General features: G+C 72.5%; 17 protein-coding genes and 1 tRNA gene. 11 read left to right on the top strand and 7 right to left on the bottom strand.

Features of this window, described 5'->3' with window-relative positions; genetic code table 11:
- Positions 1–380: 380 nt before the first annotated feature.
- The 5 genes from IG64_RS06075 to IG64_RS06055 all read right to left on the bottom strand — a co-directional run bounded on the left by IG64_RS06075 (position 381) and on the right by IG64_RS06055 (position 9,445).
- Complete coding sequence (locus IG64_RS06075) at positions 381–2,963, bottom strand: ABC transporter permease (RefSeq protein ID WP_037852819.1); 2,583 nt, start codon at positions 2,961–2,963, stop codon at positions 381–383.
- Positions 2,960–3,748, bottom strand: coding sequence for an ABC transporter ATP-binding protein (locus IG64_RS06070; RefSeq protein ID WP_037852818.1), 789 nt, complete (start codon positions 3,746–3,748; stop codon positions 2,960–2,962). Before IG64_RS06070 ends, IG64_RS06075 begins: the two co-directional genes overlap by 4 nt.
- Before the next feature lie 807 nt (positions 3,749–4,555).
- Positions 4,556–5,449 carry a cellulose-binding protein gene (locus IG64_RS06065; protein WP_037852815.1) on the bottom strand — a complete coding sequence of 298 codons (894 nt, stop codon included), beginning with the start codon at positions 5,447–5,449 and terminating at the stop codon, positions 4,556–4,558.
- 211 nt (positions 5,450–5,660) lie between these two features.
- Positions 5,661–8,408 (bottom strand): SUKH-4 family immunity protein, encoded by a 2,748-nt coding sequence (locus tag IG64_RS06060; protein ID WP_037852812.1) that lies wholly within the window; start codon positions 8,406–8,408, stop codon positions 5,661–5,663.
- A gap of 8 nt (positions 8,409–8,416) precedes the next feature.
- Positions 8,417–9,445: an SMI1/KNR4 family protein gene (locus IG64_RS06055; protein ID WP_037852808.1), complete on the bottom strand. Its 1,029-nt coding sequence runs from the start codon at positions 9,443–9,445 to the stop codon at positions 8,417–8,419.
- Between the two features lie 345 nt (positions 9,446–9,790).
- On the opposite strand from IG64_RS06055, the gene IG64_RS06050 reads away from it, so the two are divergent.
- Positions 9,791–10,306 (top strand): YwqJ-related putative deaminase, encoded by a 516-nt coding sequence (locus IG64_RS06050; RefSeq protein ID WP_199811517.1) that lies wholly within the window; start codon positions 9,791–9,793, stop codon positions 10,304–10,306.
- A gap of 64 nt (positions 10,307–10,370) precedes the next feature.
- Positions 10,371–10,928, top strand: coding sequence for an SUKH-3 domain-containing protein (locus IG64_RS06045; RefSeq protein ID WP_037852802.1), 558 nt, complete (start codon positions 10,371–10,373; stop codon positions 10,926–10,928).
- 386 nt (positions 10,929–11,314) lie between these two features.
- On the opposite strand, the gene IG64_RS06040 is transcribed toward IG64_RS06045, so the two are convergent.
- Complete coding sequence (locus IG64_RS06040) at positions 11,315–12,643, bottom strand: sensor histidine kinase (RefSeq protein WP_037852800.1); 1,329 nt, start codon at positions 12,641–12,643, stop codon at positions 11,315–11,317.
- A gap of 166 nt (positions 12,644–12,809) precedes the next feature.
- Between IG64_RS06040 and IG64_RS06035 the strand changes: the two genes are divergently transcribed.
- The 7 genes from IG64_RS06035 to IG64_RS06005 all read left to right on the top strand — a co-directional run bounded on the left by IG64_RS06035 (position 12,810) and on the right by IG64_RS06005 (position 18,595).
- Entirely contained in the window at positions 12,810–13,670 is an 861-nt protein-coding gene (locus IG64_RS06035; RefSeq protein WP_037852985.1) for a hypothetical protein, read from the top strand.
- Positions 13,671–13,692: 22 nt separating this feature from the next.
- Positions 13,693–13,764, top strand: a tRNA-Gln gene (locus IG64_RS06030).
- A 112-nt stretch (positions 13,765–13,876) separates the two neighbouring features.
- On the top strand, positions 13,877–15,322 hold the full coding sequence (gene glmU / locus IG64_RS06025) for a bifunctional UDP-N-acetylglucosamine diphosphorylase/glucosamine-1-phosphate N-acetyltransferase GlmU (protein WP_051812419.1): 1,446 nt from the start codon (positions 13,877–13,879) through the stop codon (positions 15,320–15,322).
- Between the two features lie 145 nt (positions 15,323–15,467).
- The gene (locus IG64_RS06020; RefSeq protein ID WP_037852794.1) at positions 15,468–16,442 is read left to right on the top strand and encodes a ribose-phosphate diphosphokinase; all 975 of its coding nucleotides are present in this window, start codon (positions 15,468–15,470) and stop codon (positions 16,440–16,442) included.
- Positions 16,443–16,731: 289 nt separating this feature from the next.
- A complete protein-coding gene (locus IG64_RS06015) occupies positions 16,732–17,325 on the top strand; it encodes a 50S ribosomal protein L25/general stress protein Ctc (protein ID WP_037852792.1) in 594 nt (197 codons plus the stop codon).
- A gap of 72 nt (positions 17,326–17,397) precedes the next feature.
- Complete coding sequence (gene pth, locus IG64_RS06010; RefSeq protein ID WP_037852789.1) at positions 17,398–18,009, top strand: aminoacyl-tRNA hydrolase; 612 nt, start codon at positions 17,398–17,400, stop codon at positions 18,007–18,009.
- A gap of 52 nt (positions 18,010–18,061) precedes the next feature.
- A complete protein-coding gene (locus IG64_RS06005) occupies positions 18,062–18,595 on the top strand; it encodes a hypothetical protein (RefSeq protein ID WP_107474171.1) in 534 nt (177 codons plus the stop codon).
- 72 nt (positions 18,596–18,667) lie between these two features.
- Here the strand turns inward: IG64_RS06005 and ppc are convergent, their stop codons facing one another.
- Positions 18,668–21,409, bottom strand: coding sequence for a phosphoenolpyruvate carboxylase (ppc, locus tag IG64_RS06000; RefSeq protein ID WP_037852786.1), 2,742 nt, complete (start codon positions 21,407–21,409; stop codon positions 18,668–18,670).
- A gap of 291 nt (positions 21,410–21,700) precedes the next feature.
- Here ppc and IG64_RS05995 point away from each other — a divergent pair, with 291 nt between their 5' ends.
- The gene (locus tag IG64_RS05995) at positions 21,701–22,711 is read left to right on the top strand and encodes an acyl-CoA desaturase (protein WP_037852784.1); all 1,011 of its coding nucleotides are present in this window, start codon (positions 21,701–21,703) and stop codon (positions 22,709–22,711) included.
- Entirely contained in the window at positions 22,708–23,382 is a 675-nt protein-coding gene (locus IG64_RS05990) for a TetR/AcrR family transcriptional regulator (RefSeq protein ID WP_037852782.1), read from the top strand. Before IG64_RS05995 ends, IG64_RS05990 begins: the two co-directional genes overlap by 4 nt.
- Positions 23,383–23,417 lie beyond the last annotated feature (35 nt).

Genomic DNA, 23,417 nt, shown 5'->3' with positions numbered 1-23,417 from the left:
GCTTCCGTCCGGAGGTGGGCAACGCGAAGGGCCCGGCTCGGGGTGCGGGCCGGGGGTTCCTTCAGCGTACGACGCCGGGACGGGGGCGGTCGGACCTGTGGACAACGCAGGGGTATCGAACGGGCGTCCGGTGCCGGGAGGGGCTGGCCCCCGGGGTTTTCCCCCGTCCCCCTTCCCGTCCCCGGGGCCGCCGTCCCCCGGCCCCCGCTTTCGGCCCGGACGGCCCCGGCCTCGGCCCCGGACTCCCCCCGGGCTTCGTGGAGCAGCGCGGCCCCCGGGCGGACCGGGACACACGCACCCGGGGGCGGGAAGCCCCCATGGCTTCCCGCCCCCGGGCGGATTTCCCCGTGACCCCCGTTCACGAGGGGTCCGTCGCGTCGCTAGTCCGTCGCGATCGCGTTCAGTACGTTCATCCGGCCGGCGCGGAAGGCCGGGACCAGCGCGGCGAACAGGCCCACGAAGGCCGAGCCGACGAAGACGGCGGCGATCGTCGGCCACGGGATGTCCAGGACACCCAGGCCCTCCAGGGCGAGGAGCTTCTGGGCGGTGGCGCCCCAGCCCATGCCCAGACCGAGGCCGAGCAGCGCGCCGAACAGGGCGATCACCACGGACTCCATGCGGATCATGCGCCGCAGCTGCCGGCGGGAGAGGCCGATCGCCCGCATCAGGCCGATCTCCCGGGTCCGCTCGACCACCGAGAGGGCCAGCGTGTTCACCACACCGAGCACCGCCACGATGATCGCGAGGGCGAGCAGGCCGTAGACCATGTTCAGGAGCTGGCCGACCTGGTCCTTCAGTTCCTGCTTGTAGTCGGTCTGGTCACGCACCTGGTACTGCGGGTACTGCTCCAGGGACTTCTTCAGGGCCGCATACGCCTGCTTCTCCTGGCCGTCCTTGGCCTTGGCGAACATGATCACGTTCGGCGGGACGCGGTCCTGGGGGACGTACTTCTCCATGGTGGTGATGGACAGGTAGCGGGCGCCCTTGTCGATGGCCGTGTCGTCGCTGGTGACGGCGGCGACCTTCAGACGGGCCGTCCTGCCGCCCTTGAAGGCGACGGTGAGGGTGTCGCCGGCGTGGATCCCGTGCTCCTTGGCGTAGTCGGCGCCCACCGACATGGCGTCGGGGCCGTAGGCGTCCTTCAACGAGCCCTCGGTGACCGTGCGGCGTACGTCGTCGGCGTAGGACGGGTCGGCGGCGGTGACGTTGTCGTCGACGCGCTTGCCGTCCGGGGAGGTCAGGGTCGCGTCGAGCACCTTGTAGCGGGTGGTGTGGTCCAGGCCCGGCGTCTGCCGCATGGCCTGCTCGGCCTGCGGGACGATGCGCTGGTTGCCCTGGACGATGAAGTCCGCGCCGACCGTCCTGTCCAGTTCGTCGGTGGCCGAGGCCACCATCGAGGACCCGACCACCGACAGGCAGGCGACCAGGGCGAGGCCGATCATCAGGGCCGCGCCGGTGGCGCCGGTGCGGCGCGGGTTGCGCAGCGCGTTGCGCTCGGCCATGCGGCCCACCGGACCGAAGGCCCGCAGCAGCACCGCGCTGATCACCCGGACCACCCCGCCCGCCAGCAGCGGACCGATGACGACGAACCCGATCAGGGTCAGCACCACGCCGAGGCCGAGGACCGCCGAGCCGTCGCTCGCCTTGTCGGCGGTGGCCGCCGCGTACAGGGCGGCCGTGCCCGCGCCGGTCAGGACCAGGCCGATCAGGGCGCGCACCCAGCCCGCCCTGCCGTCGGCCGGCGTGCCGGCGTCGCGCAGCGCGGCCATCGGGGAGACCTTGCCGGCGCGGCGGGCCGGGAGGTAGGCGGCCAGGACGGTGACGACGACGCCGAGGACCAGACCGGCCACCGGGGTGGTCGCCTTGATCGTCAGGTCGTCGGTGGACAGGTCCATGCCCGCAGCGCTCATCAGCTTCATCAGGCCGATCGCGATGCCGACGCCCGCGCCGACCCCGAGGACGGAGCCGACGAAGCCCAGCAGCAGCGCCTCGACCAGCACCGACCGGTTGACCTGCTTGCGGGAGGAGCCGATCGCCCGCATCAGGCCGATCTCGCGGGTGCGCTGGGCGACCAGCATGCTGAAGGTGTTGATGATCAGGAAGATGCCGACCAGGAAGGCGATCCCGGCGAAGCCGAGCATGGCGTACTTGATGACGTCCATGAACGAGCCGACGCTCTTGCGGTTCTCGTCGGCGTTCTCCTTGGCCGTCTGGATCTTGTACGCGGTGGCCCGGGTCCCGGCGCCGTCCAGGGTCCGCGCCACGTTCCGCTTCAGCTGCTCGTCCGACACGCCGGGGGCCGCGGTGACCTCGACCTGGGTGAACCGGCCGGTCGCGCCGAGCAGGCCGCGCTGGGCGGTGGCGGTGTCGAAGTAGACGACGGAGGCGCCCGGGTTGGTCACCTTGAAGGCGGCGATGCCGACGATCCGGGCCCTGAGATCACCGCTCTGCGCGATGGTGCGCAGTTCGTCGCCGAGCTTCAGGCCGTGCTTGTCGGCGGTGTCGGCGTCGACCATCACCTCGCCCGCCCCGTGCGGGGCGTGGCCGGAGGTGATCTCCATCGACTTCAGTTCACCGGGGCTCCAGTTGCCGGCGATCGTCGGAGCGCCGTTGGAGGAGCCCATGTTCTTGTTGCGGCTGTCGACGACCGTCACGTTCGCCGAACTGACCCCGCCCTGGACGGACTTGACTCCCTCGGCGTGCCGGACCCGGTCCAGCGTGGCGGCCGGCAGCGTCTCGGGCACACCGCTCTGCGGGCCGTCGTCGTTCTTCGCGTCCTTCGGCGAGACGGTCACGTCGGCCGCCGTCACCGCGAACAGCTTGTCGAACGTCGTGTTCATGGTGTCGGTGAACACCAGCGTGCCGCACACGAACGCCACCGACAGCAGCACGGCGACCGCGGAGAGCGCCATGCGTCCCTTGTGCGCGAAGAAGTTGCGCAGGGAGGTTCTCAGCACGGTCATGACGTACGCCCCCGGGCGTCGAAGTCCTTCATGCGGTCCAGGACCTGGTCGGCCGTCGGCTGGTACATCTCGTCGACGATCCGGCCGTCGGCGAGGTACAGCACCCGGTCGGCGTAGGAGGCGGCCACCGGGTCGTGCGTCACCATCACGATGGTCTGGCCCAGCTCGTCCACGGAGCGGCGCAGGAAGCCCAGCACCTCGGCGCCGGCCCGCGAGTCGAGGTTGCCGGTCGGCTCGTCACCGAAGATGATCTCCGGCCTGGCGGCCAGGGCGCGGGCCACGGCGACGCGCTGCTGCTGGCCGCCGGAGAGCTGGTTGGGCCGGTGCTTGAGCCGCCCGGCCAGACCGACCGTCTCGACCACCCTCTCCAGCCAGGCACGGTCCGGCTTGCGGCCGGCGATGTCCATGGGCAGGGTGATGTTCTCGATCGCGCTCAGCGTCGGCAGCAGGTTGAACGCCTGGAATATGAAGCCGATCCGGTCCCGGCGCAGCTGCGTGAGCTTCTTGTCCTTCAGGCCGGTGATCTCGGTGTCGTCCAGGTAGATCCGGCCGCCCGTCACGGTGTCGAGACCGGCGAGGCAGTGCATCAGCGTGGACTTGCCGGACCCCGAGGGGCCCATGATCGCGGTGAACTGGCCGCGGGCGATGTCCACGTCGACGTGGTCGAGGGCGACGACCCGGGTCTCCCCGGATCCGTACGCCTTCACGACCTGCCGCGCCCGCGCGGCTACGGCCGTGGGATTTCCAGTACCCCCGTGCCTGGGAATGGTCACAGCCGATGTCACGGTAAGTCTCCTATGTCGGTCATGCTTCGAGCGGGATGCGGGGCGGTGGGCGGGTGAACAGGGTGCGGGGACGGTCCCCGCCGTGGGCGGCGCCCGGTGTGCGCGTACCGCGTGCCGCCTGTGTGCGCGCCGCGGGTGTCCGCGGGTGCGCCGTGCCGGAGCGGTGCTCCCGTCACGACGACGAGTCTGCTGTGCGCGTGCCCCCCGGCGCGCTGGTGCTCAGCGCAGTCTTCCGCTGGGGAAAACCCCACCCCCGTCGGTGCGGTCCACCGCCCCCCAGCGGCGTAAAGCCAGACTAAGGACGGTGCGCGGCCGTCTCGTCCTCCGACGGTACGAACCCTCCCCGACCCCAAGTACGGACCTCCCCCTAGGGGCTGTCCGCCGACAGGTGGAGTCCGTCTCAGGGTTGCCTCCACCCACCGGCCCACGGATCCTCCACCCTCCCGCCGCGTCAAGGTCAAGCCGAAGGCCGCGGTTCCGCCCGCCCGGCGCCTGCTCGCGCAGTGGTTCGCCCGGCCGTGGCCCGCCCGCCTCCCTCACGCATACGCCCGCCCCGCCGACGGGGAGGACCCCGGGTGCCGTGTGAGGTCCGCGCCGCGGTGCCCCGCCGCGGCCGCCCCGGCGACGGCCGGCCGCCCGGCCGGGCCGTGCGCGCCGAAGGCGGCGAGGCCCGCCTCTGCCGTGTTCCCGGCGACGCCGGTGTCCACGGGGGTCTGCCCCGCCCCCCGGTCCGCCCGGTCCGCCGGCCGCGGCAGACTCCACGGACAAAGGGGCGGGCGGGCCCCGAGTGTGGCATCGGATCGCGGACTACTCCGCCCGCGCACGCCCCGTCAGCGCCGTGATGTCGCTCTGCACGGTGTCCATCTGCGCCCGTACGTCGTCCCAGAGTTCACCGTGCTCCACCAGCACCTGCTCCGTCTCCCGGGCGATCCGCTCCGCCCGCAGCCGCGCCCCGGCCAGCACCTCCGCGGCGTACGCCCGCGCCTCCTCCGGCCCCCTGCGCGCCGCCTCCTGCGCCTGCGCGAGCGCCTGCTCCGCGGCGGCCAGCGCCCCCTCGGCGGCCGACAGCCGCCGGGCGTGGTCCGCCTCCAGCGCGGCCAGCCGCGCCCGCTCCTCCCGCTCCGCCGCCCCCAGCCGGGCGGCGTGCTCGCGGGACTGCTCCGTGAGCATCCCGCAGGTGCGCTGGCGCACCTCGCGCAGCGCGGCCAGCGCCTCGCCGCGGCGCGCCCTCACCTCGCGGCGGACCGCGATCCGCAGCGCGTCGGCCTCCGAGCGCGCCGCCAGGAGCCGCTGCCGGGCCCGCTCGTCGGCCTCGGCGCGCACCGCGTCCGCGTACGCCCGCGCCTCACGCAGCAGTCCGTCCGCGTACGCGCGCGCCGACTCCACCGTCGCGTGCGCCTCCCGGCGCGCCCGCTCGCGCACCGCACCCGCCTCCCGCCGCCCCTGCTCGTACAGCCGTCGCGCGCCCTCGCCCAGCGACTCGTAGGTCTGCTCGCCGAGGGCCGCGACGGTCTCCCGCAGGACCGCCAGCTCCGCCTCCATGTTCTTGGCCAGCACGGTCAGCCGCGCGGCCCGCTCCCAGGCCGCGTCCCGGTCCGCGAAGAGCGCGGCCGCGCAGGCGTCCACCTGTTCGGGCCGGTAGCCGCGCCCCCGGACGACCGCGAAGCGGTGGAGCGAGACCGATGACGCCGTGCTGCCCATCCTGAACCCCTCTCCGTCGTGCACCGCCGGACACCGCCGAATGGATGCGACACGATGACTGCGGGCACATCCTCAGCTATAGGGACGAAATGTTCATAACGCGACACTCCGGATGCACATCCGGCCGACGGTGCGCAGAAGAGGGGACAGAAAAAGGCCGGGCCCGGTCACTCGACCGGGCCCGGCCTCCCTGCGCCGGACGCTCACCGGGTCACAGCAGTCCGTCCCACATCTGCTCCAGCAGCACCGACCACCAGCTCTCCGGCGAGCCGAGCGCCGCCGGGTCGAGCGAGGCGAGCTGGGCCTGGAAGTCGACGGTCCAGCGGCCCGCCTGCTCCTGGTTCAGGCCGTAGCGCAGCCGCCACATCCGGCCGAGCAGGGCCAGGCAGCGCGCGAACTCCGGCAGCCCGGTGTTCACGAACTGCGGCGGCACCGACGTACCGCCGGGGCCCGCCTCCACCGGCACGGCCACGATGTTCGCCGTGCCGTACTGCACACAGAGCGCCTTGCCGAAGTCGCTGCCCATGACGAGGTACGAGCCCGCGTCCGGCGCCGGCTGCACCCCGCGCTCGGCCGCCAGCTCCGCCAGCGTCGGCACCGGGCGCCCCGGCTGAGCCTGCGCCCAGAAGAACGGGCCCATGTCCAGCGGCAGGCCCGCCGCCACCAGCGTGTGCGCCACGACCGGCGGCACGCCCTGGCGCGAGACCGCCGCCTGCTCGAACCGGAACACGCCGGGCCCGAAGGCCGCCGCCAGCTCCTGGGCGACGCCCTCCGGCGGAAGGGGCGGCACGGGCTGCACCGGCGGCAGCGGCGCCCGCACCGGCGCCGGGCGGGCGGGCCCGTCGGCCACCTGGTGCAGCTCACCCTGGTGCGCCAGGAGTTGCGCCATGCCCTGCTGACGGCTCGCGTGGTCGGTGCCGTACGGCGCGATCGACGTGATCCGCGCCTGCGGCCACTGCTCCCGGATCATCCGAGCGCAGTACGCGCCCGGCAACTGGCACGACTCCAGCTCCGTGTGCAGCTCCAGCACCTGGTCCGGCGGCACGTTCATCGCACGCAGCTCGTGGAAGATCTGCCACTCCGGGTGCGGCGTGCCCGGCGCCGAACGCCGGATCAGCTGCTGCTCGGAGCCGTCCTGCGCCCGGTAGCGCAGCACGGCCTGGTAGCCCGGACCGACCGTCGGCAGCGCCTGCGGCGGGTAACCGTAGGCGGGAGGCTGCTGACCGGGCACGGGCTGCCCCGCAACGGGCGGCGAAGGCACGCCGGGACCGCCGGACGGGGGCGGGGCCAGCATGGTCGCCGCCTGGTGCACACCGCCCTGCCCCGCACCCGGAGCGCCCGGAGCACCGGGCGGCTGCGGCGGGCCGGGAACGCCAGGGGTGCCGCCCGGGGCGCCGGGCGGTCCCGGCGGCGGCGGAGCGCCACCCGCCCGCCCGGGGTCGGCGAGCATCGTGGCCGCATGGTGGACACCACCCGGAGGCGTACCTCCGGGAGTGCCCGGAGCGCCAGGGGCCGCCGGGCCGGGGGGTGTTCCGGGGGCCTGCGGGGCGCCGGGGCCCTCGGGGCCGTCCGGACCCAGCGAGGAGACGAGCCGCGTCGGCACGTACCCGCCCGCGCCACCCGGCGCGCCCGGAGCGGCGGGCGGCGGGGCCGCGGGGGCCGGCCGGGCTCCCGGGGTGCCGGGCGCGCCCGGCGGCGGGGGCATGGGCGCGGCGCCCCGCCCACGGCTCGGCGCAGGCGGCGCCTTGCTCGTCGCGGCGTCGGCGATGTCACCCGCGTGCGGGGGAAGCGGCTGCCCGGAACCGACCGGGCCGCCGGGGGCGGGCGGGTAGGGCGCGCCCGGCGCGCCACCGGCGGACGCAGCTGCGGGGCCGCCCTGCGCGCCGGGCGCCTGCGGATAGCCGTACGGCGCCCCGGCCGGGGGCGGGGGCGGAGCGCCCGGAGCCGGTGTGCTGCCCGGCGGAGGCGGGACGCTGCCCGGCGCGGGCGGCGGCGTCGCACCGGGCGGGGGCGCGGGCGTGCCGCCCCGGGGCGCGCCGGGAGCGCCCGCCGGGGCGGGCGTGCCGGGGGCGGCGGTTCCGTCGAGCGCCGGTGCCACCGCCGTACGGGGGAGGCGGCTGCCGCCCGCCATCAGCGCGGTCTTGGCGTCCGGCGCGGTGGCCGGCGGCGCGCCGTCGTCGGACTCGCTCAGCGGCGGCGCGAACACCGTCGCGGGAAGCGGTACGGAACGGTCCTCCCCCCCGTCCGCGTTGGTGTCGGTCCCGGCCCACGGGGTCGCTCCCACGGGCGTGCTCGGCGTACTGGGCGCGCCGGGCGTGCTCGGCGTACCGGGCGTACTCGGCCCGGCGGGGCCGCCCGCCGGGCCCGTCCCGCTCGCCGGCACCCCGGCCTGCGTCAAAGGCAGCGACCCGTCGGGCGCCGGACCGGCACCGGACCCGCCGGCGGCACCCGCACCGGGCCCGCCCGCGAACCCCGCACCCGTGGCGCCGGCACCACCGGCCGCGCCGCTCGCCGTACCCGCTCCGGCGCCCGTGGCACCCGTGGCGCCACCCGCCGTGCCGCCACCCTGGGAGCGGCGGTCCGGGATGCCCATCCGGTCCGCCGCCTCCTGCAGCCACTCCGGCGGACTGAGCAGGAACGACGTCTGGTTCAGGTCCACCCGGGCCGGCGGCGCCGCGTCCGCGTCCGCGGCCGGCTCCGGACGGCCGTACTCCTCCTCGTACCGGCGGATCACCTCGCCCACCGGCAACGCGGGCCACAAGGTGGCCTCACCACTGTCCCGGGCGAGGACCAGCCGCTGCCTGCCGCCGTCCGAACGCGGGCCCTCCGCACGGTCCTCGGCCCACACCACGAAGCCGAGTTCGAACTCCCGTACCCGCACCTCCCGGTGCTGGTACGCCGGCACGTCACCGTTGATCCACTCCTCGGCGCGCTCCTGCGCCTGCGCGAACGTCACCATCGCCGACTTCACTCCCCCACCGCGGACACGGAAGAAACCGGGACGGCCTGCGCGAACCCGCCGTCCACCATCAGGTTCGCCACCGTCTCCAGCTCCGGCGGCGAACCCGCCAGCCGGGACAGGAACGCGTCGAAGTCCTCACCGCACGGCAGCAGCAACCGCTCCACGCGCTCCGCCTGCGGCCACGCCGGATCCACGTCGCGCACGTCGTCGTACGCGCAGAACCAGACCGAGCCCAGCCGCTCGCCCTTCACCTTCACCGCGAGCAGACCGCCCTGCACGAAACCGACACCCAGGTAGTCCTTGGTGAGGTGGTCGCGCAGGCACTTGTTGACGTAGACCAGGTCGTTGACCGCCGCCTCCTCACGGACCGTGAAGAAGGGCTGGTCGACCAGGAGTCCCAGCTCCGCGTCGAGCGCCGTGCCCACCGGGGCGCAGCCGCCCGCCGCCTTCAGGAAGGAGCGGTAGGCGCCCGGCAGCCGGTAGCCCAGGTCCTCCTCGACGCCCTGCACCTGCTGCTCCGTCACCGCCGGCCCCGACTTGGGCAGTCCGAAATGAGCCGGCCGGGTCTCCTGCAACGGGCGTGTGCCGCGCTTGGCCTGGTCGACGTTCGCGGTCGCGATCCCGCCGTGGTGGCGCAACAGCGCCTTCACCTCCACCGGGACCAGTTCCAGACGCCGGGTGCCCGCCACGTGGTGCCACGTCCAGCCGTGCGGCGTCGCCACGCTCGGCACCGTGTCCCACAGGTCGTGGCCGGTCGCCGCCAGCGCCGCGTTCGCCGACACGTAGTCCGTCAGCCGAAGTTCGTCCACGCCGAAGCCCTCCGGCGGATCCGCGATCTGCGCCGCCGCGCGCGCGTACGGCGAGAAGTCGGGGTAACCGCGCTCGTCGACCCGCACACCCCTGGGGTGACGGGCCGCCCGGACCGGGTCCGGGAAGTGCACGGTCTGCCCGGCGTAGGCCGCGTTCGGCGGTGCGGCCTGCCCTCCGGCCTGGCGGCCGGGTGGTACCCCCAGCCCGAGCCGACCTGTCGTCATGGCGGTTGCCCCCTGCGGCACTCTGTACGACCCGCGGCCGGCGGCTTCCTGCTCCGCTCACCGAGACCCGTATCGACTACTTCTCTCCAACGCGTCGACCGCGCGAGCGCGGCGTGCCGACAGCCTATGCGGTACGACGACACCGGTCACCGGGCCACCGCCCACCGCCCGCACCCGGTCCGGCCGGCGTCCGGCCACCGGTTCACCCGTGACCGTGACCGGACGTCACCCCGCGGTGACACACCGCCCAGAACCGGGCGTGTCGCACCGCCCCAGCTTCCCCACGGGCCACGCGATTTGGCACTCTGTGTCCTTCGGGGGGATGCTCGGGAGGGGACGATGATCATGAACGCGACGCAGACGGGACCGCACACCAGCGCTTCCGGCGACCCGCGGATCGGCTGGAGCAGCAGCGAGGCGCCGCACGCGCCCGTCCTCCGTCACCGCCGCGACGGCATACTCCCCACCATCGCCGCCGCCCTCTCCGTGCGCGGCGCCACCCTCACCGGCACGGCCGCGCGCAGCGAGGAACCCCCCGCACTGCATCCGCTCGTCCAGGACTTCCTGGACACCCTCACCAGCGCCCAGCGCGACCGCTTCACCGGCCGCTGCGCCGAGACCATCCTCATCTCCCGGCACATCAGCGCCGTCGACGCCACCCGCAGCAAACGCGCCTCCCGCAAACCCATGACCAACGGCGAAGCCCGCAAAGCCCTCAAACAGGCCAAACTCACCGCCCGCCGCATCCGCGAGGACGGCGACCCGCTGCACGGCAGCTTCGCCGCCCCGTGCCGCGCCTGCACCGCGCTCAGCGCCCACTTCGGCGTCTACATCGTCGACCCCGCCGGCGGCAAGGCCTGACGGACGCCCACCCCCCGGCCGCACCCCGACACCCGCACGAGACGACAGGACGAACGAAGGGCCGATGCAAGCCGACCGCCGCGCCTTTGCCAAGCGCTCCGCCAACCCCTCGGTGAAGCCCGCACCCCCGGCCGGACCCGAGGGACCCCCCGCCCGCTTCGCCGCCCCCGTCGACGCCACCCTGCGCGCCGCCGGCTGGCAGCCCGGACGCTGGGACATAAAGCAGGCGGAGATCTGGGCCGACACCCTGCGCGAGCACGCCTCCCCGGCCGGCCACCGGCACACCGTCTTCCCCGCCGCCGTCGAGGCCTGGGCCGAATTCGGCGGCCTGCAGATCACCCCCACGGGCCCGGGCCGCCAGATCGCCCCGGCCACGCTCGACCTCGACCCGCTGCACGGCCTCCACATGGCCCGCACCCTCGGCGACCTCGGCCGCGCCCTCGACACCGACGTGTGCCCCCTCGGCGCCGAGAGCGACACCCAGACCCTGCTCGCCATCGACACCGCGGGCCGCGTCTACGCCCTCGACCACACCGGTGACTGGTACCTCGGCCCGGACATCGACCACGCCCTGTCGGCCCTGCTCTCCGGCCTGGCACCGGTACGCCTGACCGCCGGCTGACCCCACCCCCCCGGCCACCGGGACGGCACCGCCGCGACGCACACGGGCGGGAGAGGGAAGCGATCCCTGGCGCGGTCCCTGGTGCTGTGGCCGGTACGCGCCGGGCGGCGGACGACCGGCGGGAGACGAACTCACAGGGCACCAGGCGGCAGACGACCGCGCGGCTCGCCTTGAGGCACCGGGCGGCAGGCGGCACCCACCGGGAAGGCACCGGCCGGCAGGCGGCACCCGCCGAGGAGGCACCGGACGGCCGGCGGCAGCCCCGAGGGAGCGGCACCGGCCGATGGGCGGGCGACCCCTCAGCCCCCTTAGAGCTGCGAACAAAAGGGGCGCCCGGCTCCCGACGCCCGGCACGCACGCTCGGACTCCCCTTTTGTTCGCAGCTCTTACGCCGGAATCACCGCCGACACCCGGAAACCCCCCGCCTCCGTCGGCCCCGACACGAACACCCCGCCCAGCGCCACGACCCGTTCCTTCATGCCGACCAGGCCGTTGCCGCCGGACGGCAGCCGCGCCGCCGCCGCCGAACCCGGCTCCGGCGGCGGCCCGTTCTCCACCTGCATCGCGATCTCCGAGCCCCGGTGCGCGAGCCGCACCCGCGTCTTCGCGCCCGCCGCGTGCTTGTGGACGTTCGTCAGCGCCTCCTGCACCACCCGGTACGCGGTCTGCTCGATCTCCGCCCCGTACGGACGCGCCTCGCCCTCGACCGACAGATCCACCACCATGCCCGCCGCGGCCGACTGCCCGACCAGCTCCTCCAGCTCCGCCAGACACGGCCCCTCCGCACCGGCCCCCGGCTCATCCACCGCACGGGACGCCGCCGCGGCCGCCGCGACCCCCACCGCGACCAGCGGCACGGCGGCCGGCCCACGCGCCGGCGGCACGGGCCCCGGCCCCTCCCCGCTGCGCAGCACGCCCAGCATCTCCCGCAGCTCCGTCAGCGCCTGGCGCCCCATGTCCCCGACCAGCGCCGCGTTCTTCACGGCCTTCTCGGGATCCTTGCGGGCCACCGCCTGCAACGCCGCCGCATGCACCACCATCAGACTCACCCGGTGCGCGACGACGTCGTGCATCTCACGGGCGATCCGGGTGCGTTCCTCGCCACGCGCCCACTCGGCACGTTCCTCCGCCCGCTCCGCGAGCAGCTGCAACTCCCGCTCCAGGCTGTCCGCCCGCTCCCGCAGCGACTCCATCAGCCGCCGCCGGGCGCCGACATAGAGACCGAGCAGCAGCGGAGGCGCGGTGAGACCGAGCGACGTGGTGACAGCGGCGAACGGAACGAACCAGTCACCCAGGGTGAAATCACCCCGCGCCATGTCCTGCCGCACCCGGACGAACGTCACGATCATCGTGCCGACGAGCGACATCCCGGCCAGCGCCCCGATGATCCGGCGCGGCAGCTCGCAGGTGGCGAGCGTGTAGAGCCCGACGATCCCCATCAGGAAACCCATCTGGGCCGGCGTGACCGCGATCGCGACCAGCACGACCGCGATCGGCCACCGCCGCCGCACCAGCAGCACCGTCCCGCACAGCAGCCCGAAGACGACACCGGCGGCCACCGGGATCCCGGCGTCCCGCGCGAACGGCACCCCCTCCGCCGCGCACTCGGCCGCCGACGCCAGCGCCAGACTCCCGTCGAACAGCGCACCGCGCCACCGCGCCCACCACCACGGCCCGGTCACAGCCGTGGCGCGCGCTTCCCCCGTCGTGGTCATGCGTCCAGCCTACGGGCGCCCGTCGGGGCTTTTCCGGCGAGTTTCACCTACAGGCCTTGATCACGAACGGTGACCGAAGAGTATCGAAACAAGTCGATTTCCCTCGAACTGGTGAACATTGATCGTTCGAGCGCGGAACGCGGCATTCCGGCCGGACGGTATGCACATGGCACATCCACACGGCAAATACGCCGACTTCGAGAGCCTGCGGAAGCAGGCTGTCGCGCTGCGGCGCGGGGGGTACAGCCTCCGGCAGATCCGGGACAGGCTGCAGATCTACAACAAGGAGACGCTTCAACGCCTCGTCGAGGGCGAGCCCCCTGCGGATTGGACGAAGCGCCCGCGCGCCCAGGACGACGTACGCGAACGGGCACGCGAGCTGCGAAGGCAGGGATGGACGTACAACCAGATCCAGGCAGAGCTGGGGTGCTCCAAGAGCTCCGTCTCACTCTGGGTGCGGGACCTGCCGAAGCCGGAGCCTCACTGCACGCCCGAAGAGCAGCGAGCGCGCATGAACGCCGGGCTGGCACGACTGCGAGCATCGCAAAACCGCGAGCGCGAGGAGGCCAAGCAGGCGGCAGCCGCAGCAGTGGGCGAGCTCTCCGACCGCGAGCTGTTTCTCCTGGGCGTCGGCCTGTACTGGGCCGAGGGCACCAAGGACAAACCGCACGCTCGCCGCGAAGGCGTGGAGTTCGTCAACAGTGACCCCGGCATGATCAGAGTCTTCCTCGCCTGGCTGGACCTCCTCGGCGTGCATCGCGACAGGCTGCACTGCCGCGTCATGATCCACGAAACCGCCGATGTCGATGCGGCTGAGCAGTACTGGGCCGATCTTGTCGGCGTAGACCGGGCACTCCTGGGCAAGACAGTCCTGAAGAGGCACAAGCCGGCGACCGTACGCAAGAACACAGGCGACACGTACCGTGGCTGTTTCGCCATCAAGGCGCGACAGAGCGCCGAACTGTACCGTCGCATTGAGGGCGCCTGGTACGGCATAGTAGGAGGCGCCACTCGGCAACCTGACTGAATGTCCGGTTTAGCCGATATGGTCCCCCGTGGTGTAATTGGCAGCACTGTGGCTTTTGGTGCCATCTGTCCGGGTTCGAGTCCTGGCGGGGGAGCACACTCGGTTCGGGTCCTGGCTGCACAAGCCGGGACCCGCTCTCGTCTCCCCCCTCAACGGCCCCGGTATCCTGCGGATGTCCACCCCACCCAAGAGCCGAAGGGCATCCCGTGAGCGCCATTCGCCCGGCAGCCGTCGTCGTCCTCGCAGCGGGTGAGGGCACCCGTATGAAGTCGGCCACTCCGAAGGTCCTGCATGAGATCTGCGGCCGTTCCCTGGTCGGTCATGTGCTGGCCGCCGCGCGTGAGTTGAAGCCGGAGAACCTGGTCGTCGTGGTCGGCCACGCGCGCGAGAAGGTGACCGCGCACCTCGCCGAGGCCGACGCCCAGGCGCGTACCGCCGTGCAGGAGAAGCAGAAGGGCACCGGGCACGCGGTCCGGATGGGCCTGGAGGAGCTGGGCGGTGCCGTCGAGGGGACCGTGATCGTGGTCTGCGGGGACACCCCTCTGCTGACCGGTGACACCCTCGCGAGCCTGGCCGCCGCGCACACCGCGGACGGCAACGCCGTGACCGTGCTGACCGCCGAGGTCCCGGACGCCACCGGGTACGGCCGGATCGTGCGCGACGGCGGCGGCGCGGTGACCGCGATCGTGGAGCACAAGGACGCGAGCGAGGAGCAGCGGGCGATCCGGGAGATCAACTCCGGGGTCTTCGCGTTCGACGGGCGGCTGCTCGCCGAGGCGCTGGGTCAGGTGCGCACGGACAACAGCCAGGGCGAGGAGTACCTGACGGACGTGCTCGGGATCCTGCGGGCGGCCGGTCACCGGGTCGGCGCGTGTGTGGCCGGGGACCACCGGGAGATCGCGGGGATCAACAACCGGGTGCAGCTGGCCGAGGCGCGCCGGATCCTGAACGAGCGGCTGCTGACGGCCGCGATGCTGTCGGGTGTGACCGTGGTGGATCCGGCGACGACGTGGGTGGATGTGACGGTGACGTTCGAGCAGGACGTGGTCGTGCATCCGGGGACGCAGCTGCACGGGGCGACGCATCTGGCGCAGGGTTCGGAGGTCGGGCCGAACAGCCGGCTGACCGACACCCGGGTGGGTGCGGGGGCGCGGGTGGACAACACGGTGTCGGTGGGGGCCGTGGTGGGCCCGGAGGCGACGGTGGGTCCGTACGCCTATCTGCGGCCGGGGACGCGCCTGGGGCTGAAGTCCAAGGTGGGTACGTATGTGGAGACGAAGAACGCGCGGATCGGTGAGGGCACGAAGGTGCCGCACCTGTCCTACGTGGGGGACGCGACGATCGGTGAGCACTCGAACATCGGTGCGGCGAGCGTGTTCGTGAACTACGACGGCCAGGACAAGCACCACACCACGGTGGGTTCGCACTGCCGTACGGGTTCGGACAACATGTTTGTGGCTCCTGTCACGATCGGGGACGGTGCCTACACGGCCGCCGGCTCGGTGATCACGCGGGACGTGCCGCCCGGTTCGCTGGCCGTGGCCCGTGGCCAGCAGCGGAATATCGAGGGTTGGGTGGCGCGCAAGCGGCCCGGGAGCGCGGCCGCGAAGGCGGCCGAGGCGGCCTCACCGAAGACGGAGAGCGAAGACTGACCGGAAACAGGCGCGCCGAACACGGCGTACCGTGATAAGTGCACACCCGCACCCCACCAGCTGAGACGGCCTCTCGCGCACGGTTGCACGGTTGACGAGGTCTTCTCGACACCCAGCTGCGTACACCCTCTGAGGAGACAGTGCTGTGACCGGGATCAAGACGACCGGCGAGAAGAAGATGATGTTCTTCTCCGGCCGCGCCCACCCCGAGCTTGCCGAGGAAATCGCCCACCAGCTGGGGATCGGGGTCGTCCCGACCAAGGCGTTCGATTTCGCGAACGGTGAGATCTACGTCCGCTACCAGGAGTCGGCCCGTGGCGCGGACTGCTTCCTGATCCAGAGCCACACCGCTCCGATCAACAAGTGGATCATGGAGCAGCTGATCATGATCGACGCGTTGAAGCGTGCGTCGGCCCGTTCGATCACGGTCATCGTGCCGTTCTACGGTTATGCGCGGCAGGACAAGAAGCACCGCGGGCGTGAACCGATCTCGGCGCGTCTGGTGGCGGATCTGATGAAGACCGCGGGTGCGGACCGGATCCTCGCCGTGGACCTGCACACGGACCAGATCCAGGGCTTCTTCGACGGTCCGGTGGACCACCTGTTCGCGCTGCCGCTGCTCGCGGACTACGTGGGCAGCAAGGTGGACCGCAACAAGCTGACGGTGGTCTCCCCTGACGCCGGCCGGGTGCGGGTGGCGGACCGCTGGTGCGACCGGCTGGGCGCGCCGCTGGCGATCGTGCACAAGCGTCGCGACAAGGACGTGGCGAACCAGGTCACCGTGCATGAGGTCGTGGGTGACGTGAAGGGCCGGATCTGCGTCCTGGTGGACGACATGATCGACACCGGTGGCACGATCTGCGCCGCGGCGGACGCGCTGTTCGCGCACGGCGCGGAGGACGTCATCGTGACGGCGACGCACGGTGTGCTGTCGGGTCCGGCGGCGGACCGTCTGAAGAACTCGAAGGTGAGCGAGTTCGTGTTCACGAACACGCTGCCGACCCCGAGTGAGCTGGAGCTGGACAAGATCACGGTGCTGTCGATCGCGCCGACGATCGCGAGCGCGGTGCGTGAGGTGTTCGAGGACGGTTCGGTGACGAGCCTGTTCGACGAGCAGTGACGCTCGCTGCGCGGTGACGCTCGCCGTGCCGTGACGTTCACGGCACCGTGACGTTCACCGTGCCGTGAACTCACCGCGCAGTAACGATCATTCTGTCGGCTCCGCCGACCGCTGGAGATCGTTTTGGGTTCGGCCTCCCCTGCCGAGTAGACTGCTGCAGTTGCTCGGCGAGGGAGGCCGTAGCCGTTCTCGGACGGATACGGCGGTCCGTTATCGACGCGCTCTTCGTAGCAGGCCGTTCGTGTGGCCGGGTGACCACTGTCCCCTACTTCTACGAGGAGTGAAGAGCATGTCCGAGGTGAAGATCTCCGCCGAGACCCGCAGCGAGTTCGGCAAGGGCGCCGCCCGCCGTGTCCGCCGTGAGAACAAGGTTCCCGGTGTGCTGTACGGCCACGGTGCCGAGCCGCTGCACCTGACGCTGCCGGGCCACGAGCTGCTGCTCGCCCTGCGTACCCCGAACGTCCTGATCTCGCTGGACATCGACGGCAAGACCAACGAGCTGGCGATCCCGAAGGCCGTGCAGCGCGACCCGCTGAAGGGCTTCCTGGAGCACGTCGACCTGCTGCTGGTCAAGCGCGGCGAGAAGGTCACGGTCGAGATCCCGGTGCACACCGAGGGCGAGCTGGCCCCGGGCGGCAACCTGCTGGAGCACGTCCTGTCCGCTCTGCCGGTCGAGGCCGAGGCCACGCACATCCCGGAGCAGGTCACCGTGTCCGTCGAGGGCCTGGAGGCCGGTGCCTCCATCCACGCCAAGGACATCGCGCTGCCGAACGGCGTGACCCTGGCCGTCGAGGAGGACGCCGTCGTCCTCCAGGTCCTGGCCGCGCAGGCCGAGGAGTCCGCCGAGGGCGAGGAAGCGGGCGAAGAGGCCGCGGAGGCCTGATCCCTCACCCCCGCGCAGTTCGCCGGCCGCCGCTTCCTCTGGGGGGCGGCGGCCGGTGCGTATCAAGGAGAGATGGACGTGACCACCCCGGCGACTTCCGCGAGCGCGCCCTGGCTGATCGTGGGCCTCGGCAATCCCGGACCGGAGTACGCCATGAACCGGCACAACGTCGGTTTCATGGTGGTGGATCTGCTGGCCGGCCGCATCGGCGGCCGGTTCAAGCGGGCGAGCAAGGCGCAGGCGCAGGTGGTGGAGGGGCGGATCGGTCCGCCGGGGCCGGGCAGCCGCCGGGTGATCCTGGTGAAGCCGATGTCCTTCATGAACCTGTCGGGCGGCCCGGTCAACGCGCTGCGGGACTTCTACAAGGTGCCGCTCGGCAACATCGTGGCGGTCCACGACGAGCTGGACATCGACTACGGCACGCTGCGGCTGAAGCTGGGCGGCGGCGACAACGGGCACAACGGTCTGAAGTCGATGACGAAGGCGATGGGCGCGGACTACCACCGGGTGCGGTTCGGGATCGGACGCCCGCCGGGCCGGATGCAGGTGGCGGACTACGTGCTGAAGGACTTCGCCTCGGCCGAGCGCAAGGAGCTGGACTACTTCGTGGACCGGGCGGCGGACTCGGTGGAGTGTCTGCTGGCGGAGGGTCTGGAGCGGGCGCAAAGCGCGTACAACTCCTGACTTGTCCCGCGCCCGCGGGCCCGGGAGTTGACCGCGCGCAGGCACATGGCCAATGATCCCGGCCATGCCTGCCGCCGCCAGTGCCCCCCGTTCCCGTCAGGCCCGCGCCTCCCGCCAGGCCCGTCAGGCCTCCCGGGCCGCGCTGCGCTTCGGGCGGGTGGCCTCGATGGGGGCGGTCGCGGTGCTGATCCTGGTCGCCGGCGTGTGGGCGTCCTGGAGCAGCGCGCCGTACGTGATGCTGACCAAGGGGCGCGAGCGCGGGACGGTGGAGGTCACGCGGTGCGGGGACGACAGGTGCAGCGGCCCGTACACGCCCGCCTCGGCGGGGTCGGCGGCCCGCCGGGTGGAGATCGCGCACACGGTGGCGGTGCGCAGGGGGCAGACGTACGACGTCGTCGTGAAGCCGGGCACGGACGAGGTGCTGCGTGCGGGTACGGCGGGGATCCTGTACGCGTGGGCGCCGCTGGGCGGGGCCCTACTGCTGGCCTCGGTGGTGGTGGCCGGCGGGCTGCGGCGGGTGCGGGCCGCGTGGGTGCTGGCGGGGGCGGGGATCGCCCTGCTGACGGCGGCGTTCGTGGCGCTGTGAGCCGCGGGCCCGTGCGGACATGGAGGTGCCCCCGGCCCGTGCGGGCCGGGGGCACTCTCGCGTGCGGGGCGGTCAGCCGGTGTTGCGCAGGCCGGCCGCCACGCCGTTGACCGTCAGGAGCAGGGCCCGCGAGAGCAGCGGGTCGGCGTCCTGGTCCGCCGCCGCCGCGTCGCGCTGCCGCTTGAGCAGGGCGACCTGGAGGTAGGAGATCGGGTCGAGGTAGGCGTCGCGGATGGCGAAGGTCTGCTTCAGGACGGGCTGGGCGTCGAGGAGTTCACGCTCGCCGGTGACGCGCAGGACCTCGGCCACGGTCAGTTCGTGCTCGGCCCTGATGACGTCGAAGACGTGCTTCAGCTCGTCGGGGACGAGGGTGTCGACGTAGTGCTGGGCGATGCGCAGGTCGGTCTTGGCGAGCGTCATCTCGACGTTGGAGATGAAGTTGCGGAAGAAGTGCCAGCGTTCGTGCATCTCCTCCAGCACGCTCTCGCCCTCCTGCCGTACGCCCGCCTCGCGCAGCGCCTTCAGGCCCGAGCCGACGCCGAACCAGCCGGGGACGATCTGCCGGGACTGGGTCCAGCCGAACACCCACGGGATGGCGCGCAGGCCGTCCAGTCCGGCTCCGGAGTCGGGGCGGCGCGAGGGCCGGGAGCCGATGTGCAGGTCGGCGAGCTGGTCCACGGGGGTGGAGGCGAAGAAGTAGGCGGGCAGGTCGGGGTCCTCGACGAGCCTGCGGTAGGCGGCGTGGGCGGCGTCGGAGACGACGTCCATGGCCGCGTCCCAGCGGGCGAGGGCCTCGTCGGACTGGCGGGGCGCGGTGTGCAGGGCGGAGGCCTGGAGGCTGGCGGCGACGGTCAGTTCCAGGTTCTCCCGGGCCAGCGAGGGGATGAGGTACTTGTCGGAGATGACCTCGCCCTGCTCGGTGACCTTGATCTCGCCCTCCAGGGTGCCCCAGGGCTGGGCGAGGATGGCGTCGTGGGTGGGGCCGCCGCCGCGGCCGACGGTGCCGCCGCGGCCGTGGAAGAGGCGCAGCCGTACGCCGTAGCGGTGGGCGACGTCGCGCAGCCGGCGCTGGGCGCGGTGGATCTCCCACTGGCTGGTGGTGATGCCGCCGAACTTGGAGGAGTCGGAGTAGCCGAGCATGACCTCTTGGACGTCGCCGCGCAGCGCGACCAGGCGCCGGTAGGACGGGTCGGAGAGCATGTCCTCCAGGATGGTGTCGGCGGCCTTCAGCTCGTCGGTGGTCTCCAGGAGCGGCACGATGCCGATCTTGGCCCAGCCGGCGTGCAGGTCGAGCAGGCCGGCCTCGCGGGCGAGGACGGCGGCGGCGAAGACGTCGTCGGCGCCCTGGCACATGGAGATGATGTAGGACTCGACGACTTCGGGGCCGAAGACGTCCAGGGCGCGCTTGACCGTCTCGAACACGCCGAGGGTCTTGGCGCCGGCCTCGTCGACGGGGGCGGGGGTCGGGGCGAGCGGCCTTCTGGACCTGAGTTCCTTGGCGAGCAGCTTGGTGCGGTACTCGCGGGGCATGTCGGCGTAGCGCCAGGACTCCTCGCCGAGCCGGTCGAAGAGCTGGCCGAGGGCGTGGTGGTGGGCGTCGGCGTGTTCGCGGACGTCCATGGTGGCGAGCTGGAGGCCGAAGGCGGCCAGGGTGCGGATGGTGCGGCCGAGGCGGCCGTCGGCGAAGAGGGCGCCGCGGTGCTCGCGCAGCGAGTCCTGGATCAGGCGCAGGTCGGCGAGGAGTTCGGCGGTGCCGAGGTAGTCGCGGCCTGCGACGTGCGGGGTGCCCTTGGCCAGGCGCTGCTTGGTGTTGACGAGCTTCTGCCGGATGCAGGTGGCCTTGAGCCGGTAGGGCTCCTCGGCGTTGAGCCGCTTGTAGCGGGGGCTGATCTCGGGCAGGTTCTCCAGGTCCGCCTGGAGGGACTGGAGCAGTTCCTCGGTGGCGCCGCTGTAGCGGATGGAGTTGGACAGGAAGGCGCGCAGCTCGTCGATGGTGTCGAGGGCGTCGTTGATGCCGTGCTCGTGCTGGAGGATCAGCACGTCCCAGGTGACGGCGGGGGTGACGTTGGGGTTGCCGTCGCGGTCGCCGCCGATCCAGGTGCCGAAGGAGAGGGGGCGGGCTTCGTCGGGGAGCTTGACGCCGACGCGCTCCAGTTCGGCGGTGAGGTCCTCCAGGACGTCGCCGACGGCGCCGGCGTGGAGTTCGTCCAGGTAGTAGATGGCGTTGCGGGCCTCGTCGGTGGGTTCGGGGCGTACGACGCGCAGTTCGTCGGTCTGCCAGACGAGGTCGATGTTCTCGGCGAGGCGGGTGTCCAGGCGGCGGCGGTCGGACTCGGCGACCGGGGTCTCCAGGAGGGCGCCGATGCGCCGGAGCTTGTTGAGGACCGAGCGGCGGGCCGCCTCGGTGGGGTGGGCGGTGAACACCGGCCGCACGTTGAGGTGCTGGACGGTCTGGCGCAGGTGCTCGGGGTCGGCGTCCTTGAGCTGGTCGGCGGTACGGGCCAGCAGGCCGCCCTCGGCGGCGCGGCGGGCGCGCAGCTCGCGGCCGCGGTGCACCTGCTCGGTGACGTTGGCGAGGTGGAAGTAGGTGGAGAAGGCGCGGACCAGCTTGGCCGCGGTCTCCAGTTCGGTGCCGCGCAGCAGCTCGGCGGCGGCTTCGCCGTCCTCACGGGTGAGGCGGCGCACCTTCTCCACCAGGTCGAGAAGCTCGGGGCCCTCCTGCCTCACCAGGGTCTCCCCCAGGAGGTCACCCAGTCGGCGGATGTCGGCGCGCAGCTCGCTGCTGGTCGTCGTCTGGTCGTCGGCACTGCTCACAGGTGCGGCTCCTTGCAGTGTGGAAGCTCTTCTGAGAGGGAACCCGGACGGGTGCCGCGCGGCGGGTGCCGCATACGGGCCGGGCATCCGGGAAGGAATCTTCTTCAGCGGACCGCGCTGTCCGACCGGGACCAAGTCTAGGTGCCGGGTGGGACGCGCAGGCCAGGGGCTCTTGCCGCGCGGCGACGCACTGCCATACTTACGTCGCCGTAGGTTACGGAACCGTAGGGAGCTGAACGGTTGCGAAGCCCCCGGCACCTGTCTCGACCCTCGACCCCACAGGGGACGCCCATGACCTCAAGCTCCTCCGATGTGATCGACGACGCCCCGGAGGCGGCCGTCGGCGCGCCGTCCTCCGCCACCCTGGGAGGCGAGCAGAAGCGTTCGATCGAGCAGATCACGCTGCTGCTGTTCATCACCGTCCCGTTCCTCGCGCTGCTGGCGGCCGTGCCGCTGGCGTGGGGGTGGGGGGTGAGCTGGCTGGACCTCGGTCTGCTGGTCTTCTTCTACTTCCTCGGCTGCCACGGCATCACGATCGGCTTCCACCGGCACTTCACGCACGGGTCCTTCAAGGCCAAGCGGCCGTTGAAGATCGCGCTGGCCATCGCCGGCTCGATGGCGGTGGAGGGCCCGCTGGTGCGGTGGGTGGCCGACCACCGCAGGCACCACAAGTTCTCCGACCACGAGGGCGACCCGCATTCGCCGTGGCGGTACGGGGAGACGGTCCCGGCGCTGATGAAGGGCCTGTGGTGGGCCCACGTGGGCTGGATGTTCGACGAGGAGCAGACCCCGCAGGAGAAGTACGCGCCGGACCTGGTCAAGGACCCCGCGATGCGGCGGATCTCCCGCCAGTTCGTGCTGTGGACGGTCGTGTCGCTGGGGCTGCCGCCACTCATCGGCGGTGTGGTGACCATGTCGTGGTGGGGCGCGTTCACCGGGCTCTTCTGGGGTTCACTCGTCCGGGTGGCCCTGCTGCACCACGTGACGTGGTCGATCAACTCGATCTGCCACGCGGTGGGCAAGCGGCCGTTCAAGTCGCGGGACCGCTCGGGCAACGTGTGGTGGCTGGCGATCCTGTCCTGCGGCGAGTCCTGGCACAACCTGCACCACGCCGACCCGACCTCCGCCCGGCACGGCGTGGAGCGCGGCCAGCTCGACTCCTCGGCGCGGATCATCCGCTGGTGCGAGCGGCTGGGCTGGGCGTACGACGTGCGCTGGCCGTCACGCTCGCGTATCGATTCCCGGCGCAACACCGGCGAAGGCGGCTCCCGGCGCCGGAAGGAAACCGCCGAGGCGGCATGATTGACGCCGTGGCGACCGACTCCAGCACCCCCAGCAATGACAAGCCGCGGCGTGCGCGTCGCACCCGGATGACCGGTGCCGAGCGCCGCCAGCAGCTGCTGGAGATCGGTCGCACGCTGTTCGCGGCGAAGGGCTTCGAGGGCACGTCGGTGGAGGAGATCGCGGCGAAGGCCGGGGTGTCCAAGCCGGTGGTGTACGAGCACTTCGGCGGCAAGGAGGGCCTGTACGCGGTGGTGGTGGACCGCGAGATGCGGCGGCTGCTGGACATGGTGACCGGCTCGCTGACGGCCGGCCACCCGCGGGAGCTGTGCGAGCAGGCGGCCTTCGCCCTCCTGGACTACATCGAGGAGTACACGGACGGCTTCCGCATCCTCGTCCGTGACTCGCCCATCCCGCAGTCCACGGGTTCCTTCGCGTCCCTCATCTCGGACATCGCCACCCAGGTGGAGGACATCCTGGGCCGTGAGTTCAAGTCCCGCGGCTTCGACCCGAAACTGGCGCCGCTGTACGCGCAGGCCCTGGTCGGCATGGTCGCGCTGACCGGCCAGTGGTGGCTGGACGTGCGCCGCCCGAAGAAGGCGGAGGTCGCCGCCCACCTGGTGAACCTGGCCTGGCACGGCCTGGACGGCCTGGAGCCGAAGCCGCGGCTGATAGGGCACCGCAAGAGCTGAGCCGGCGGCCGGCCCGTCCCCGGCGGGTGGCCGGG

The sequence above is a fragment of the Streptomyces sp. NRRL S-340 genome, assembly GCF_000720185.1.
In the GTDB taxonomy this organism is placed as follows: Bacteria; Actinomycetota; Actinomycetes; order Streptomycetales; family Streptomycetaceae; genus Streptomyces.
Note: the sequence above shows the minus strand (reverse complement) of the source record. Positions and strands in the feature narration are given on the sequence as shown.